The sequence below is a fragment of the Sorangiineae bacterium MSr11367 genome (assembly GCA_037157805.1).
Classification (GTDB): Bacteria; Myxococcota_A; Polyangia; order Polyangiales; family Polyangiaceae; genus Pendulispora; species Pendulispora rubella.
In genome coordinates, this window is the sequence record CP089983.1 from 877,205 (window position 1) to 892,814 (window position 15,610).

Genomic DNA, 15,610 nt, shown 5'->3' on the forward strand with positions numbered 1-15,610 from the left:
ATGACGGACGTTCGCGGTAGGAGCATCTTCGGCACTTTCTTTCATGCACCGGCGCCAGGCGCGCTCGAAGTCCTGCACGAAGCGGTCGTGTCCGTCGATGAAAAGGGCACCATTTCCCGGGTCATCCGCCGGGGGGAGCCGGGCTACGAGCCCGCACGTGCCTCGGCCGATGTCCGCTTGTCCGATGGTTGCTACCTGCTCCCGGGCTTCGTCGACCTCCACATTCACGCGCCGCAGTATCCCCAGTTGGGGCAGGCGCTCGACGAGCCCCTGGAGGTATGGCTGCAGAAATATACGTTCCCACTCGAAGCGCGTTATGCGAATACCGACTTCGCTCAGCGCAGCTACGAAGCGCTCGTGGCCGATCTTCTCTCCCATGGCACCACCACGGCGCTGTACTTCGCCACCGTTCATCAGGAGGCTACGCGCCTCCTGGTCGACATTTGCCTCGAGAAGGGGCAGCGCGCGCTCGTCGGCAAGGTCGTCATGGATGATCCTGCGACGTGCCCCGACTACTACCGCGACGACTCGGCGCAGGCCGCACTCGCGGATACGCGTGCCTTCATCGACTACGTACGTGCGCACCCGAACAACGGCGAGTCGCGCGTTCTTCCCGTGGTCACGCCGCGCTTCATCCCGTCGTGCACCGACGAGAGCCTCATGGGGCTGGGCAAGATTGCCGCCGAATGCGATTGCCACGTGCAGACCCATTGCTCGGAAAGCGATTGGGAGCATGGATTCGTCATCGAGCGCCACGGCGTGACCGATGCGGAGAGTCTCGACCGGTTCGGCCTCCTCACGCGGCGCACGGTCCTCGCGCACGGCACGTTCATCACGGGGCCCGACATGGATCGCATCGCGCAACGGGGCTCCGCCGTGGCGCACTGTCCGCTGTCCAACGTCTATTTCTCCAGCGCTGTCTTCCCACTTCGCGCCGCGCTCGCCCGCGGGGTGCGTGTGGGGCTCGGCACCGATATTTCAGGTGGCCCTTCGGCCTCGCTCTTCGATTCCGTGCGCATGGCCATCTCCGCCGCGCGCATGCTCGAAATCGGTGTGAATCCGGACTTGCCCCCCGAGGGCCGCGGCCGCCCCGATTCGCGGATCGACACCGCCACGGCCTTCCACCTCGCCACCGCCGCGGGCGGCGACGCGCTCGATCTTCCCATCGGGCAATTCACGGCCGGCTACCACTTCGATGCGATGCTCATCGACACCCGCGTCCCCGAGGGCACGCTTGGCACCGTGGCCATCCTCGCCGAGAGCAGCCCGGAGGACATTCTTCAAAAGATTCTCTACCTCGCCACCAAGCCCAACATCACCAAGGTGTGGGTCGGCGGTCGGGGGGTCACTCCGTAGCGACCCGCACCCCCAGCGCGATGAGCACCGTGCCGAGGAGCCCGTCCTGGACGCGGCGCGCTCGGCGCGAGCGAAGCAGATCGCGCAATCGATGCACGGCCAGCGCGATCAACGTGAGGCCGGCCAGGCTGAAAAGAACCGCGAGCATGGCGAGGCCCAGGGCCACCGGGAGCGCGCGTGATGGCTCGCCCGTTCCGATGAATTGAGGCAGCGTGGCCATGAAAAAGAGCGTCGCCTTGGGGTTGGTCAGGTTGCACAGAAGCCCCTGGACGAACGGCGTCGAGCCGCGAACGGGGGCTTCCTCCTTTTCTTCCTGCGCAGGAGCCTCGCTCGCGCGGTACGCGGCCCATAGTGAGCGAGCGCCCAGCACGATGAGCAAGATGGCGCCCGCGAGCTTCAGTGCGTGGAAGGCCGCTGCGCTGCGCAAGAGGATCTCCGCGAGGCCCATGGCCACGGCCACGGCATGTACGAAAAGGCCAGCGGCACATCCGATGGCCGTGCGCACCCCCGCGCGCTTTCCGCCGGCGAGCGCCGAGCGGATCACCATGGCGGTGTCGAGTCCCGGCGTGATCGTGATGAGCAAGCACAAGAGCAGATAGGGGATCAGCATGGCGGATATCTTAGCCGCTCGGTTTCCAGCTCGCACGCGATCCCAACGCGTGGGAGAATCGCACGCCGAAAGGGGGCATCATGGCGATCGATCCGCGCACCACCGCCGTCGTTCTCATCGAATATCAAAACGAGTTCACCTCCAAAGGAGGGGTACTCCACGAGGCTGTCGCACCCGTGATGGCCGAGACGAACATGCTGTCCAACACCGTCAAATTCGTGGACGCTGTCCGTCGCAAGGGTGTGACGGTCATGCACGCGCCCATCACGTTCGCGGCCGACTACGGAGAGCTCACCAAGCACCCGTACGGCATCCTCAAGGGCGTGGTCGATGGCAAAGCCTTCGTCAAAGGCTCTTGGGGTGCCACCATCGTCGATGTGCTGAAACCCGCCCAAGGTGACATCGTCATCGAAGGCAAACGCGGCCTCGACACCTTTGCCAGTACGAATCTCGACTTCATCTTGCGAAGCAAGGGAATCAAGACCGTCATTCTGGGCGGCTTTCTCACGAACTGTTGCGTCGAATCGACGATGCGAACCGCCTACGAGCACGGCTTCGACGTGATCACCCTCACCGACTGCCTGGCCGCAACCTCCGCCGAGGAACACCGGAACGCGCTGAAATTCGATTTTCCGATGTTCTCCAAGCCGATGCCGTCCAGCGACGTCATCGCGCAAATCGGATAACCGATGCTTCTCATCGAGCTCGCGGTATTTCCGCGAGCTCGATGAAGGCCGATGTTTGGACGAATCAATCGCAAACGACGTACGCGAATGTCCTGTTCGGGTACGGGCAAAAGATCCCGTTGCCATGGGCGTCGGCATAATACGCGGAGCAGTTGGTGGAATCCGTCGTTCCCTCGCGAATCCGTTCTCGATGGGCGGGGCCCTCGTCGCTGGCCTCCGTGCGGCAGGCCGGGCTGCGGAAATCGGCCTCGTTGTACTCGCATTGCCAAAACACGCAATTGGTGGCGTTGCAGCCCGGATCGCACGCCGATTGAATGCCTACGCTCTGCTCGTTCTGCGGCGCTTGCTTCACGCTGCGATCGAACGCCGCCCTGGACGCATCATTCGCGGGCCGCACGGCGACCTGGGCTTCTCCATCGGAGGCGGCCACGTAAACTAAGTCGATCGAGGCCTGCTCGTCCGCGCGGGAAAAGGTGAGGGCGAGGCCTGAATGGCCCTGGGCCGTGCGCATCACGTGGGCGTCCGCGGTGTTGCCACCGAGCCACCCGGCCCGTCGCAGGTGCTCGATGGAATCGGTCCAATCCGTCGATTGCTCGACCTTTGCCAGCAACGCCGTCGACGAGCCCGCGCTCTTCTCCGCGGCCGGCGTTTCGTTGGTGCTCGCCCCTCCGCTGCATGCGGCGGCGGCGACGGCCGATGCGAGCAGAAGGCTTCCCGTGATCCACGTACCCGCCAAACGCGCAATCCCCTTGAATGACTCGTTCATATTCGTTTTTCTCCCTGGCTACGTTGAAAATGATTCTTGGCTCGCGTCGTCGGCTCAATCACAACAGACCAGCAACCACTTGCCTTCTTCTTCGCCGTCCATGACGCAGGCGTATCCGCCGCGGTCATGGCGGCAATCCTCAATGAGCGGGGAAGTTTCGCACGCGCTCTTCGTGGCGTACTTGGGCCCCGAGTTATAGCACTGCTGAATCCCGATTTCCGACGTAGCTCCGTCATCGGCGGCCGCGGCCGTCGTAGGCGCCATCATCGTGAGGCCAACCGCCGCGAGGGCGACGCCCGCTACCCATTTTCGCACTGCACTGCGGGGGATGCTCCGCTTCCAAATGCTCGTGACGTGGTTCATCGAATGGACCTTTCCCTTGATATGGGTTTTCTTGAATCCGTGTAAGGTGCGCCGTGCGCACGGGAACCGCGAATCTCAAGTTCCCAATGTCAAATACGGATCTCGCCGGACGTTATTTGCTGGCGATCGGAAAAATGGTTCGTCTTCGAATTGTAAACAATTGGTTGATTCGTTCCCACGCACCCCCACGCCCGCGAAGTGCTCGAGTTCCCCTCGTTTCTTTCACGGAATTAAGAATCGCAAGATCTTCCAAGAACCCCGCGCCGCGCGTCCCTAGGCTCTCGCGCATGGAGGACGTCATGTACGATCATATTGGTCTGGTGGTGAGCGATCTGGACGCCAGCGTGCGCTTCTATACGGCGGCGTTGGAGCCTTTGGGCTTCGTGCTTTGCTCGAACGACGCCTCGGGCGCGGGATTCGGCCCCAAGGGAGAGCCCGCCCTTTGGCTCTACCCGACGGCGCAACCCGGCGGCGCGAAGACGCACGTTGCCTTCCGCGCGACGGCGCGCAAAGCCGTCGACCAGTTTTACGCCGCCGGTGTCAAGGCTGGCGGGCGCGATCACGGCAAACCCGGTTTGCGCGCCGATTACAGCCCTACCTATTACGCGGCATTCCTCTTGGATCCCGACGGCAACAACGTCGAAGCCGTTTGCCTGAAGGCGCCTTGAATTATTGCGAAGAGCGCACTGCCTCGGTGAGCAGCAGCTTCCAACCGGGAATGGCCGTCGTCGCCGCCTTCGTATCCAGGTGGCTCGATAGCTGGTAGAGGCGCTGCGCATCGGGAAGGCCCACCGCGAAGCGGTCGCGGAGGAAATACGGCGGCACCGCCTGGTAATTCAGACGAGCCCGCACTTGGGCATGCCCCCCGACCGCCGAGAGCGGTATGCGGAAGGTCACGACGTCGCAGCCGCATGCGGGGGATCCGTCCTTCGGATACTCCGCATCATCGTCCACCCCGTGGGGTTCGAGTCCATCGGGGACGACACCATTTTCCATCGTGGGTTCGAAATGCGATTTCCACCCTGCCGGAAGAAGGCGATTGTCCTTGATGGACTCGTAGATGCCCAGAAAGCTCGTGGTGAGCTGGTGGCTCGAATCGAGTGTGCGTTCTTCGTAAATCTGCACTTCGTCTTCCCGGGTGATCACGCGATGGTGCGGCTCGTACGCGATCGCATCGAGCTCGGTCGCGAGCACGTTGCCGTCGCGTCCCACGATGGCGCCGGCGCCGTTGGTGCGGCCCGAGGCCCAGAGAACGCCGCCCGAGCCATCCTCGATGGCCACTTCCAAAAAGGCGCGCCGGAAGGCCACACCGGATGGGAGCTTGTGCCCTGCTTTGTTCGTCACCGTGACCGCGAACTCCAGCGATCCATCGCGAACCTGGGGTGCACCAATGTCGATCGTGGCCGCCGTGTCCGCGAACGCCCGCCCGCTGCGCAACGCCGTGGCCATCTGGAGGCGCGTCGGCTCGCCGTACTGATTCGACATGTAGTCGTAGTCGGCCAAACCGAGCACGCGCGGCGCCTGCGCGAACATGCTCAAGGTGAACAAATTGATGCCATTGAGCTGGTGCCGCGAAAACGGCTTTCGGTCGACGATGTCCACGCCCACGTGCAAATCGGGCACGCCCGGCAGATTGGCCGTCGGAAAGTCCGTATCCTCGACGCTGGCCATCTTCTTCTGCAGGTCGGTCCCGCGGAAATCGCGCGGCATATGGCAGTCTTGGCAGCGCGTTGGGTTGCTGCCATCGTGCCCCTCGTCTTTTACGAAGTCGTCATTCTTGCGGTACGCGCTGTCGCGCCATTCGAGAAACGTCGCCTGCTCGTAGACGAAGCGATCGTCCGCGCACGAGCCGACTTTGCGCACGGGCAGCCGCACCGCATGGCACGACCCGCAAAGGGCGGAGCTCTTCATGACGCGATCGCGCCCTCCCTCGCCCGACGGAGTCTTTCCCAGAGATCGCTCCATGGGATCGACCCGCACGTCGGCCGCAAAGGGCCCCTGCAGATCGCCCGGCGCGGTCGGCGTCCAATTGCCCGTGTAGCTCGCCGGCGTGCCCAGGTCTTTCGAGCTGATTTGATGGCACACGGTGCAGGTGATTCCGTCCCGCGCCAAGCTGCCATATTTCCCATCGGGGCTATCGGGCAATGCGTAAACCATCGCATGCTCGAACTGCCGCGAAGGCGCATCCATGTGCAGCTGGTGCTGCCCGGCGGCGCCGTGGCACTTGTAACACAAATCCGTAATGTCCTTGGCGCAGCTGCTGCGATGATCCGCTTCCCACTCGCGCTGGGCGCGGAATACCGGATCGCGACCGGCCAGGCCCATCATGGATACCGACCATTCGCCATACGGCGACACATCGGCAAAGCCCTGTTTGCCCGGAGTGAACTCCCCGTCGCGCGACACCATGGATCCGTGGCTGTCGAGTCCCTGGGCAATGTGACCCACGGCCGAGTGGCATCCCCAGCACTGATTCGACGTGAGAAACGTGTCCGGCTTTCCGTCGTTCGCCTTGGGGATCACATGATCGAAAAAGCGCGGAATGTCTTCGTGGGGAGCCTGCTCGTTCGGTGGAATGCCAAACAGCGCCACGAAGTCCGTATCCGCGCCTCCGAGGGCATGAGCTATCGTGGGCCGATCGGGGTGCTGCTCGATGAACGTCGACGCGGGTGCATTTCTATAGTCGTCGTACTTGTAATCGGGATTCTTCGCGTCCGCCTTGTTCCAGATCCGGCGAAAGTTGTAGATCGTCTGCTTGGGCTCGTGCACACCGCCCGTGTTCTCCGGCAGATGCGAGACCTGTGAAAAGGTCAGATCCCGTTGCGAGGCATGGCAGCGCAAGCACGGTTGGCCGAAGCTGCTCGGCGGCCGGCAATCGTCCAAGCGCAACGTGTCCGGTGACTCCCAGGCGAGGGGAGGCCTGTGGCACTTCGCCTCGCCATGGCGTCCTTCTTCTTGAGATATCTCGGCCCAGAACCATCCGTCGCGCACGTCCTTCGGGCGCCGGACCATCGGCTGCCAGGCGACGAATTTGAAGACCCCGCCATCTTCCTTGGCCGGGCCAAGCGGCTTGTACCGCTCTTTGATGATCAGCGCCTCGTCCGGCACCTCCCCCTCGGGCCGTCCGCGCGCGAGCCACGCAGCCACCTCCGGCGAATACCAAACACGCACCCATCCGTGTGTGTCGCCTTGGGTCTCCGTTCCACTGAGGTGGACCCCATCTTCACCCGCCCAACCCGGCTGGCGATAACACTGTTTCTCGACGAAGTGGTGAACGCGTTCGGTGAGGCCGGCCTCGAGCCGCATGCGCGGATCTTCCACGCTCGAAGGCGGTTGTGACGCCACGATGGTCTCGGAATCCTCGAACAGCGCCGCGCGCAAGCGAGCGCACTCTTCCGCGCTACCGAGCTCGTAGCCCGGCTCGTACTCGTGAGGCTTGTCGCATCCCACCAAGGCCAGCAAGGACACGGAAGGCATCGCGCACGATAGCCACAGTTGCCAACGCACCATGATCGTCCCCCAGACCAATTCGGATGATCCGGTGCGTGGCGCGAGTCGCTAGGAAACGTTGCCCATCTCGCTGCAAAAGAACCATGCCGTGCCCGCTCGGTGTGGGTCGAACAGCGGGCGAAACGCAGACCTGGAGCGCTCGCGCAGCCATCGCTGCGCAAGCGCTCGCGGGGCACGCTGCGGTCTACTGGCTATAGGGAATCCTGTCGGTCGCTACGCCGAACGTCGTCACAATCTGACCGCCGCCGCTCGCCAAAATGTACCAGCGTCCCTCGGACGGTCGGAATACGGCCGGATCCGTTTTACCGTCTTTATCGTAGTCACCCGGAACGAGGCGGTCGGTGGATGTGCCCCATTCGACGACGAGATCGGGACCGCCCTTGCTCAAATGGGCGTACCACTTCCCTTCCGACGGTCGGAAAACAGCCGGATCGGTCTTACCGTCGCCGTCGTAGTCACCTGGAACGAGGCGGTCGCTCGAAACACCGAAGTTGATGACCATGTCGGGCGCACCGGTGCTCAAATGCGCGTACCAGTTTCCTTCCGAGGGGCGGAAGACGGCGGGGTCGGTTTTGCCGTCATTGTCGTAGTCACCTGGAACGAGGCGGTCGCTCGAAACACCGAAGTTGACGACCATGTCGGGCGCACCCGTGCTCAAATGCACGTACCAGTTTCCTTCCGAGGGGCGGAAGACGGCGGGGTCGGTTTTGCCGTCATTGTCGTAGTCACCTGGAACGAGGCGGTCGCTCGAAACACCGAAGTTGACGACCATGTCGGGCGCACCCGTGCTCAAATGCACGTACCAGTTTCCTTCGGACGGGCGAAAGACGGCAACATCGGTCTTCTTGTCGTTGTCATAGTCGCCGGGAACGAGGCGGTCGCTGTTGACGCCAAAAGGCGTGACCGTGTCACCGAAGACGCTCAATCGAGAATACCAGTTTCCCTCGGACGGGCGAAAAACCGTTGGATCCGTCTTGCCATCGCCATCGTAATCCTGCGGGACTTGGTGTCGCGCAACGAGCGGGTTTCCGAGCGCAGCTTCTTGCTGGGCACTCGCGACGGAGATCTCCCCGGAGACTTCGGCCGCGTTCTCCTCCCCATGGATATCGTCCGATGGAGAGCTGCACGCCGCGACGAGCAAAGTGGCCGAGCCAATGGTAATAAAGCCATATTTCGTCATGATGGGCATTCCTTTCCTGCGTAAGAGCAAGTCGATGTCGCTGCTCGTTCGGATAGCGTCTGCCTCGCGTCCGATGTGACAGCGGTTCGGTTCGACGATCCGCGCTACTTCGGCGACCGCTAGCCGATCACACCGTAGCGTGCGCGAAGCTGCTTCTTCACGCGCTCGAAGCGCTTGCGCAGCACAGCGGCGTGCCGCGTGAGCGCTTCGTCGCTCGTGCCTTCGCCGAGCATCACCAGGGCGATGTCGCGCCAGCCCAGGTCCTTGTCCACCCGCAGGACGAGCAGCTCGCGATCGTCGGGGTCCAGCTGCTCGCGCAGGGCGCGCACGCGATCTTTGGCGTCCGTCCGCAGGTGGCGCAGCGTGGTTTCGCGCACCTCGGCGGCGACTTCGCTGAAGCGTCCCTCGCCGATGGGCACCAGGCGCTCATTTGCGCGCGCAGCCCGCGCACGTGCCACCGTGTGGCGCGCCAACATGTAACACCACGTGCGCATCGAACAGCGCCCGTCGTAGCGTGCGAGGCTTTTCCAGAGTTCTTCGGCAAAAAGAGAGAACGCGTCGCCTGCCTCGGTCTCCGAGCCGAGGCTGGACATCATCCAGCCAAACAACTCGGGGCCGAGGTCGCGCAATACGTGCTCGATATGGGGATGCATGACGGCCGCGCTAGCAACCGCCGTGCGCGCGATTTGGGGCATACCTCCTGCACGCGCGGCACGCGTGTCCGTTTTACCAGCCCCGTCGTCCCGTCCGACCACCGTCGATTCGCTGATGCGCCGCATCGCCAAGGTGCCCGAGGTCGCACCGGTTCCCGACGTGGGGGCCGTGCTCGCCGGTCAATACGAGCTGCGCGAGCGCATTGGCGTCGGGGGCATGGCGCGCGTCTTTCGCGCCCACGATCGCGGCCTCGGCCGCGAGGTCGCCGTGAAAGTGCCGCGCACCGACAAGTTGGACCTGGAGACGGCCTTCGCGATGTTCGAGCGCGAAGCGCGGGCCACGGCGAGGCTTCACCACCCGAACATCGTGGCGGTTCACCACATTGGCCATCACGCCGGGCTACCCTTCGCCGTGCTCGAGTTGCTCCAGGGAGAGCCCCTCGCGGCACGGCTCGCACGCGAGCCCATGAGCACCCCACGTGCCCTCGGGCTGCTCGACAGCCTGCTACACGCCCTCGGGCACGCGCATGCGCGCGGCATCGTCCACCGCGATCTCACCCCGCGCAACGTGTTCGTGACGAGCGACCGCGCGATCAAGCTTCTCGATTTCGGCGTGGCCATCGACCTCGCCGCCAGCGCAGGCACCCTCACGCGCGGTGCCGGCACCCCGGGTTACATGGCGCCCGAGCACCGTGAAGCTCCCGATCCGCGCAGCGACCTCTGGGCGCTGGCGGTGCTCTTTTTCGAATGTGTCACCGGCCGCCGCCCGCCCGAGGATCCCAATGCGATGCTCGCGCTGCTTCCAGCGGATCTCTCCGCGAAGGCTCGTTCAGGCCTCGCGCGCGCCCTGCACCCCTCGGCCGAGGCTCGCCCCAAGAGCGCCGACGCCATGCGCGCCGCCATGTTCCCTCCCGCGTCTCCGGCGTTGCCGCGCCGCCGCGCGCTCCTTGGACTGGCCTTGGCAGGGGCGGTCGGCCTCGCCGCAGGGCACGCACTTCGGAAAATCCCACTCCCGGGCCGCCGACGCGTCATCATACCGCGCGATGGGCGCTGGCGCGGCGATCCCCCCGGCGGTATGGGCTGGGAAACCCGCCTCCAGCGCATCGACGCCGAACATTTCCACTACGAGAACCACGACCGGATCAGCGGCAGGGGCGGCGGGGGCACGCTGACCTTGGAGCTCCTCGCCGACGGTTCCACGATTTTGTCCGGCCGCACGGCCGACGATCCCACCTGCCCGACGTGCGTGAACGTCGGCTTCATCGAATTCATCGTGCTCGCCGAGGATCAACTGTACCAACAGCGTGCCGGCTGGGGCCCGAGCCACGACCACTACGTCGAGTGGTTTCCACCATACCGTTACGTATGGCACGGGCCGCTGAGCACAGCGGCCGACCGCTAGTACTGGTTTTTCGCCGTGTCCGACCCATACTCTAGAGTATGGAACCCATGGCACCTCCCCAGGCGCGGGACCTCACCCGCGTGGACTTTCGCGACCAACACGAGGGCCCTGCCGCCGACGCACCCCTCGAAGAGCTCGTGCTTCGCCTCTTTCGATACCGACCTCGCTGGGTCGATATCGCCATGGGCGTGCGCCATTTTCTCGTCCGGCCCTTTGGGCTGGACACCACCTCGGCCTCCGACGTTCCACCCTCGCTGGACGAGGGAACCCGCGCGGGGCCTTTCTGGATCCTCTCGGTAAACCCCGACGAAATCGTGGCCGGCCTCGACGACCGACACCTCGATTTTCGTGTTTACCTCACCAAGAAACAGGGCCTCGTCGTTCGCACCGACGTCTTGTTCCACAACGCCCTGGGCCGCATCTACTTCGCCCTCATCCGACTCGGCCACGTCTGGGTCGTCCGCAGCATGCTCCGCGGTACTGCGCACGCGCGCGCAGCGTGACGACGAGGATTTCGGTCGACAATTCTCTGCACTCCCCGAATCCACCGCGCCGTACGAATCGTGTCCAAGCGCCTCTCGAGAGGCGTATGAGTTCAACGGAAGAACTGGAATGCATGGTAATTGGCATCTCCCAATCGTCTTACTGCTCGTCCCCACCGATGACGACACACGCGCCTAGCTGGCAGATGGCTTGCTTTCCGCGACAGGGGTCGACGAAGCAACTGCTCGGCTCTCTGCAGATCGTGCCGTGGGACAATGAGGGGACCGTCTGCAGCCGTGGATCGCACGAGCAATTCCCTGCGCACGTATTGGCCACTGCGACGCAGTCGGCATTTTTGACACAGACATTCTGAGGCTGCGCCGTCGGCGCTACATCGGATTCCGCCGCTTGCTGGATGGAGACCGTGGGAGGCCGAACGTCGCGGCCAACACCGTCGAACGATGAACCGTCGTCGTCGCTCGCCCCCGCGCACGCTCCAAGACACACACTGCATACAATGAATACGTATTTTCCAAAATGAATCATGCTCGAATCTTTATGGGACATACGAAGCTAACAAGAAGTGGTGATGGCTCCGGATTTACGGCCTTTACGTCCAATTTACGGACTCCGAAGAAGAGCTCTCCTTCACGTGAATAGCGTTCCCAACGTCGAAACGTCGTTATCCGATCGCGGTGTTCGACAAAGCGTGGGTGTACTGCCGAGCGCGTTTGCGAAGAACGACGAGTCCGTATTCGAATGGGCCAGATTTACCGCACGCGCGCGCTCGCGCCCGATAGCCTGCGCCGAGAGGTGCGTGGCTCCCATCTCAGCCCGTCGAATGGTCCAGCTTTAGGTCGCAAACATTGAATCGTTTTATTTTACCGAGTGCCCGGCTTCGTGGCGCATGGCAACACCGCGTTACCCTTACCCGCAGTTAAGGGGCAGCCCTTCGACGTATCTCGTTGCTTCCCGTGGCGAGATCGAAGTCGAGCGAAGACGCTGCGCCTCGAAGGTCGATCGACCCCCCCCCCGCGCCCGTTCGAAATCGCAAGTCACCAGATCGGACGACGCGACATGTAGCCGATCCAGGCATACGATGGCCTTTTGGCAAAGGGGCATCTTCAATGTCCGTCTCGAAACTATGGCGCGTGGGTGGAGTCGGAGCGTTCGTCGCAGCAGGGTACGTCGGCTGCACGTGCACACCGCCCCCGAACAACCCGCCCGCCGGCGAAACCTGCATGAATCCGAGCTTCGAGCCTACGAAGTGGGCATTCGTCGATCAAGGGTGCGGTTGTCGACAAGACGACGCCAAGTGCCTTTATGAAGCGCGGATCATGCGGTGTTTTGCCGCTTCGAAGGCGGAACGGTACCATTGTGGCAACTTGCCGCCGATCTCCCTGGCGAAGGACAGCCAGCACCAAGTCTGGGAGAGGCTCGATCTATCCGCCATTCAACTCCCCAAGGAAACCGTGATCCGACTTCATGACTGCATCGACGAATTGAACAAGGACCCCAACGTTTCGAGCTGCCCCGCGGGCTCCCCCGGCAAGCCGGTGGCCGGTCACTTTTTGAAGAGCTGCGAGACCTCCGCGGGTCTGCAGGCCTCCGGGGCGACCGAGGCCGTGGACTCGGGAGCTCCCCCGCTTCCTGGCCCCGCTCCCTATCCGTGCACGGGGGGCGGCTGCGCCCTGCCCGAGCCGAATGCTCTCTGGTACCCGTGCACCGGCGCCGGTTGCTGCCTGCCCGACGGCGGCAAAGACGCCTCCGCCCCGCGCTGAACAAGCCCCCTCTCGACACGCCCCTTCTCGACGGGACTACGGACAGCGCAACGGAAGCCCCTCGATCTTCTTCGCGGCGGCACGGAAAATCGGACCCGGTTCGATGGCCTCGTTGGCCATCCCGCGTTCGTCCGTGCCCGCGCAGAGCAACGCGAAGTCGATGGGCGACTCCCCGGTCGCCAAATCGAAATCGAGAGGCGTGGCCGCTCCCCGCAAGTCGATCGACTTTCCCTCCTGCAGCAGGCGAAAGGCTTCGAAAATCTTGGTCGGCCCTACATCGATGGGCTCGCCCGGCGGCACCAATCGAGCCATCCCGCGCGCGAGGTTCGAGCCCGTCATGGGAAGATCGCCCATCGCGTAGGCGGCATAGGCGAGTAGATAGGCCGCATCGTAGACCGCTCCGGGCGCGCCGGACTGGGTCACCTTCGGCGTGTATGTCTCGTTGTAATGCATGGTCAACTTGGCATTGACCAAGGTCGATGTTGGCAGCCCCACCCCCATGAAGCGGCGCCTCCGCTCCGTGTTCTTTCCCAAGAGCTGAAAGAAGTCGTCCCCGTACATGCCTGCGACCACGTAACGCGGTCGATACCTCTCCGACTTCGGCCATCGGGTCTCGAAGGGCGCGAGCACCGTTTTCGTATTCGTATCGAACCCCGCACTGATGACCACGTGCGGCCGAAACTTCAACAATGCATCCACGATGCTCGAATCCGCAATAGGCTGCGGGTCTTGCGGATTCGTGTACAACAGCTCGAGATAATTCGAGCCATTCTCGACGGCGCTTTTGCCATTGAAGCGCAACGTGCCGAGCAGCGCATCGGAACCGCTCAGACCCGTCGTGTTGCGTATTCGCAAATGCACCACGCGCATGGCTTCATCCGGGCGCAGTACGTGCGAGGCGCGCAAACTGGGCTCGATGACCTCGGCCACCACCGCGCTCACGGGAATCATGTTCACCGCCGTGTTGAAGGTGGTGCGCCAGACCAGCCGTGGCTCATTGGGCGGATGCGGAATGGTCGTGATCAGCGAGCTTCGATTTTGCGTGGCCACGGCCAGGATGCCATTGGGAATGAACGACTCCGTGGCCAGGTCGATGACCTCCTGGCTCGAGCTGAAGCCGATGACCGCGGGCACTTGAAGGTCCACCAGGTGGCGGGCGGATTCCCTCGGATTCACGGCATCGTCGCAGGCGATGATGCCGATGGGGCGCGCCGGCTTGCCGGGGCCGGAGGAGGAAGGGGAGGGGATACCCCGTGCAATCTGCACGAAATCACGGCGGGCCAGGTCGATGGCGTTGACGCTTTCCAGGCCGAAGGCCTCGGCGAATTTGCCGGACATGGGAAACATGGCCCCGAACCAGATCGTCGCGTCGTTCTCGACGTCGCCCTTTTCCGCGAGCACCTTGCATCCGGGGGCTTCGAGCGACACGCACGCGCCGTCCGTCGCTCGCCGGCAAATGAGACCGCCGCGCCCGTCGTTCTGCTTCACGCACGCGGCGTTGGACGTACACGCTGAAGGCGGCGCATCGGCCTTTGCCGATTCGGTGCCCGCGGAATACAGCCCCGCGCGGGAAGCCACGCCGATGCCCGCCGCCCCCGCCACCGTGGCCACCGCCGCGCCCAGCGCCCACCGGGGCACGCGCCGGCGCCGCACGGTCTTCGAGTTGCCGTGGTGCGGTTCGGTGCGGGTGCCGGTGCTCGTGCGTCCCGCCGGATCGAGGCCCACCGCGATGACCGGCAGCGCCGGCCCCTGGCCCAACACGGGCAGCACCTCGAGCGACTCGTCCAAGCCGCGGACGAGCAGCGCATCGATCTGCGCCTTGTCGGCGGCACGCCGCTCGGCGAAATAGTCGGTCATCGTGCGTGCGAGCTCGGCCCGCCCCACATCGCCCCAACGCGCGCGCCGCTCGTGCGAAAGCGCAACGCGCAGCTCCTCCGCCGTCGAATAGCGCGCCACGGGCTCGAGCGCGAGCGCCTTCATGCAGATGGCCTCGAGCGCCTCCGGCACATCGGGGCGGATGGTACTTGGCGGGTCAATCTCACCGCGATCGAGCTTGTGAAAGAGCAGCGGCTCGGGCACATCCGCCCAGAGCCGTTGCCCCGTGAGGCACTGCCAGAGCATGACGCCCACGGAAAAGACGTCCGCGCGCCGGTCGACGTGCCGCCGGCCCGCCTGCTCCGGGGCCATGTACGTGATCTTGCCCTTGATGATGCCGGTCGACGTCTCGTGCGACGAAATGGCCGCCTTCGCGATGCCGAAATCGAGCAGCTTCACCGTGCCGTCGTAGGTGACGAGCACATTGTGGGGCGACACATCGCGGTGCACGATGGAGAGCGGCCGTCCGTGCGCATCGGTGAGCTCGTGCGCGTAGTGCAGCCCCGCGAGCACCTGCTCCAGCAAAAAGAGTCCCACGGCCCAGGGCAGCCCATTCGGCGAGGCCGTGCGCATGAGCACATCGAGGGTTTGCCCTTCGAGGTACTCCATCTCGAGGAAGTAATGCCGGGCCTCGAACCCGACGTCCCACGTGCGGACGATGTTCGCATGGTCGAGCCGCATCGCCAGGTGCGACTCATCGAGGAACCCCTGCAGAAAGCGCAAATGCGACGCGAGCTCCGCGCGCAGATGCTTCACCACGACCAACGCCGGCCGGTCCACCACCTGATCCCGACGCGTCGCCAGGTAGACGGTGCCCATCCCACCGCGACCGAGTTCGATCAACAGTCGATGCTTGGCTGCTGCGCGGCTCTGATTCATACCCCGCCCGGAATCGCCGACCTCCCAGCATAGAGCCTGCTTGAGCGCGGGCTAGCTAAGCAATCA

General features: G+C 64.0%; 12 protein-coding genes. 6 read left to right on the top strand and 6 right to left on the bottom strand.

Translation table 11 applies throughout. The annotated features are described in order from the left end of the window. A complete protein-coding gene (gene guaD / locus LVJ94_03850) occupies positions 1-1,356 on the top strand; it encodes a guanine deaminase (GenBank protein WXB06379.1) in 1,356 nt (451 codons plus the stop codon). Here guaD and LVJ94_03855 read toward each other — a convergent pair. Beyond that, on the bottom strand, positions 1,346-1,966 hold the full coding sequence (locus LVJ94_03855; protein ID WXB06380.1) for a LysE family translocator: 621 nt from the start codon (positions 1,964-1,966) through the stop codon (positions 1,346-1,348). The two genes, guaD and LVJ94_03855, sit on opposite strands and share 11 nt — an antisense overlap. A gap of 80 nt (positions 1,967-2,046) precedes the next feature. Here LVJ94_03855 and LVJ94_03860 point away from each other — a divergent pair, with 80 nt between their 5' ends. Continuing rightward, positions 2,047-2,652: a cysteine hydrolase gene (locus LVJ94_03860; protein WXB06381.1), complete on the top strand. Its 606-nt coding sequence runs from the start codon at positions 2,047-2,049 to the stop codon at positions 2,650-2,652. Between the two features lie 64 nt (positions 2,653-2,716). On the opposite strand, the gene LVJ94_03865 is transcribed toward LVJ94_03860, so the two are convergent. Then, positions 2,717-3,418, bottom strand: a complete 702-nt coding sequence (locus LVJ94_03865; GenBank protein ID WXB06382.1) for a hypothetical protein — start codon at positions 3,416-3,418, stop codon at positions 2,717-2,719. 662 nt (positions 3,419-4,080) lie between these two features. Between LVJ94_03865 and LVJ94_03870 the strand changes: the two genes are divergently transcribed. Further along, positions 4,081-4,449 carry a VOC family protein gene (locus LVJ94_03870; GenBank protein ID WXB06383.1) on the top strand — a complete coding sequence of 123 codons (369 nt, stop codon included), beginning with the start codon at positions 4,081-4,083 and terminating at the stop codon, positions 4,447-4,449. Between the two features lies 1 nt (position 4,450). Here the strand turns inward: LVJ94_03870 and LVJ94_03875 are convergent, their stop codons facing one another. The 3 genes from LVJ94_03875 to LVJ94_03885 form a co-directional block, all read right to left on the bottom strand. Then, the gene (locus tag LVJ94_03875) at positions 4,451-7,258 is read right to left on the bottom strand and encodes a hypothetical protein (GenBank protein ID WXB06384.1); all 2,808 of its coding nucleotides are present in this window, start codon (positions 7,256-7,258) and stop codon (positions 4,451-4,453) included. A 217-nt stretch (positions 7,259-7,475) separates the two neighbouring features. Continuing rightward, positions 7,476-8,471 carry a VCBS repeat-containing protein gene (locus LVJ94_03880; GenBank protein WXB06385.1) on the bottom strand — a complete coding sequence of 332 codons (996 nt, stop codon included), beginning with the start codon at positions 8,469-8,471 and terminating at the stop codon, positions 7,476-7,478. Between the two features lie 119 nt (positions 8,472-8,590). Next, positions 8,591-9,124, bottom strand: a complete 534-nt coding sequence (locus LVJ94_03885) for a sigma-70 family RNA polymerase sigma factor (GenBank protein ID WXB06386.1) — start codon at positions 9,122-9,124, stop codon at positions 8,591-8,593. Here LVJ94_03885 and LVJ94_03890 point away from each other — a divergent pair. From LVJ94_03890 to LVJ94_03900, 3 genes are all read left to right on the top strand, one after another. Next, positions 9,123-10,526, top strand: a complete 1,404-nt coding sequence (locus tag LVJ94_03890) for a serine/threonine protein kinase (protein WXB06387.1) — start codon at positions 9,123-9,125, stop codon at positions 10,524-10,526. The two genes, LVJ94_03885 and LVJ94_03890, sit on opposite strands and share 2 nt — an antisense overlap. A gap of 47 nt (positions 10,527-10,573) precedes the next feature. Continuing rightward, a complete protein-coding gene (locus LVJ94_03895; GenBank protein ID WXB06388.1) occupies positions 10,574-11,029 on the top strand; it encodes a DUF2867 domain-containing protein in 456 nt (151 codons plus the stop codon). A gap of 1,107 nt (positions 11,030-12,136) precedes the next feature. Further along, the gene (locus tag LVJ94_03900) at positions 12,137-12,790 is read left to right on the top strand and encodes a hypothetical protein (protein WXB06389.1); all 654 of its coding nucleotides are present in this window, start codon (positions 12,137-12,139) and stop codon (positions 12,788-12,790) included. Positions 12,791-12,826: 36 nt separating this feature from the next. Here LVJ94_03900 and LVJ94_03905 read toward each other — a convergent pair whose 3' ends face one another. Then, on the bottom strand, positions 12,827-15,544 hold the full coding sequence (locus LVJ94_03905; protein ID WXB06390.1) for a bifunctional serine/threonine-protein kinase/ABC transporter substrate-binding protein: 2,718 nt from the start codon (positions 15,542-15,544) through the stop codon (positions 12,827-12,829). Positions 15,545-15,610: the final 66 nt, after the last annotated feature.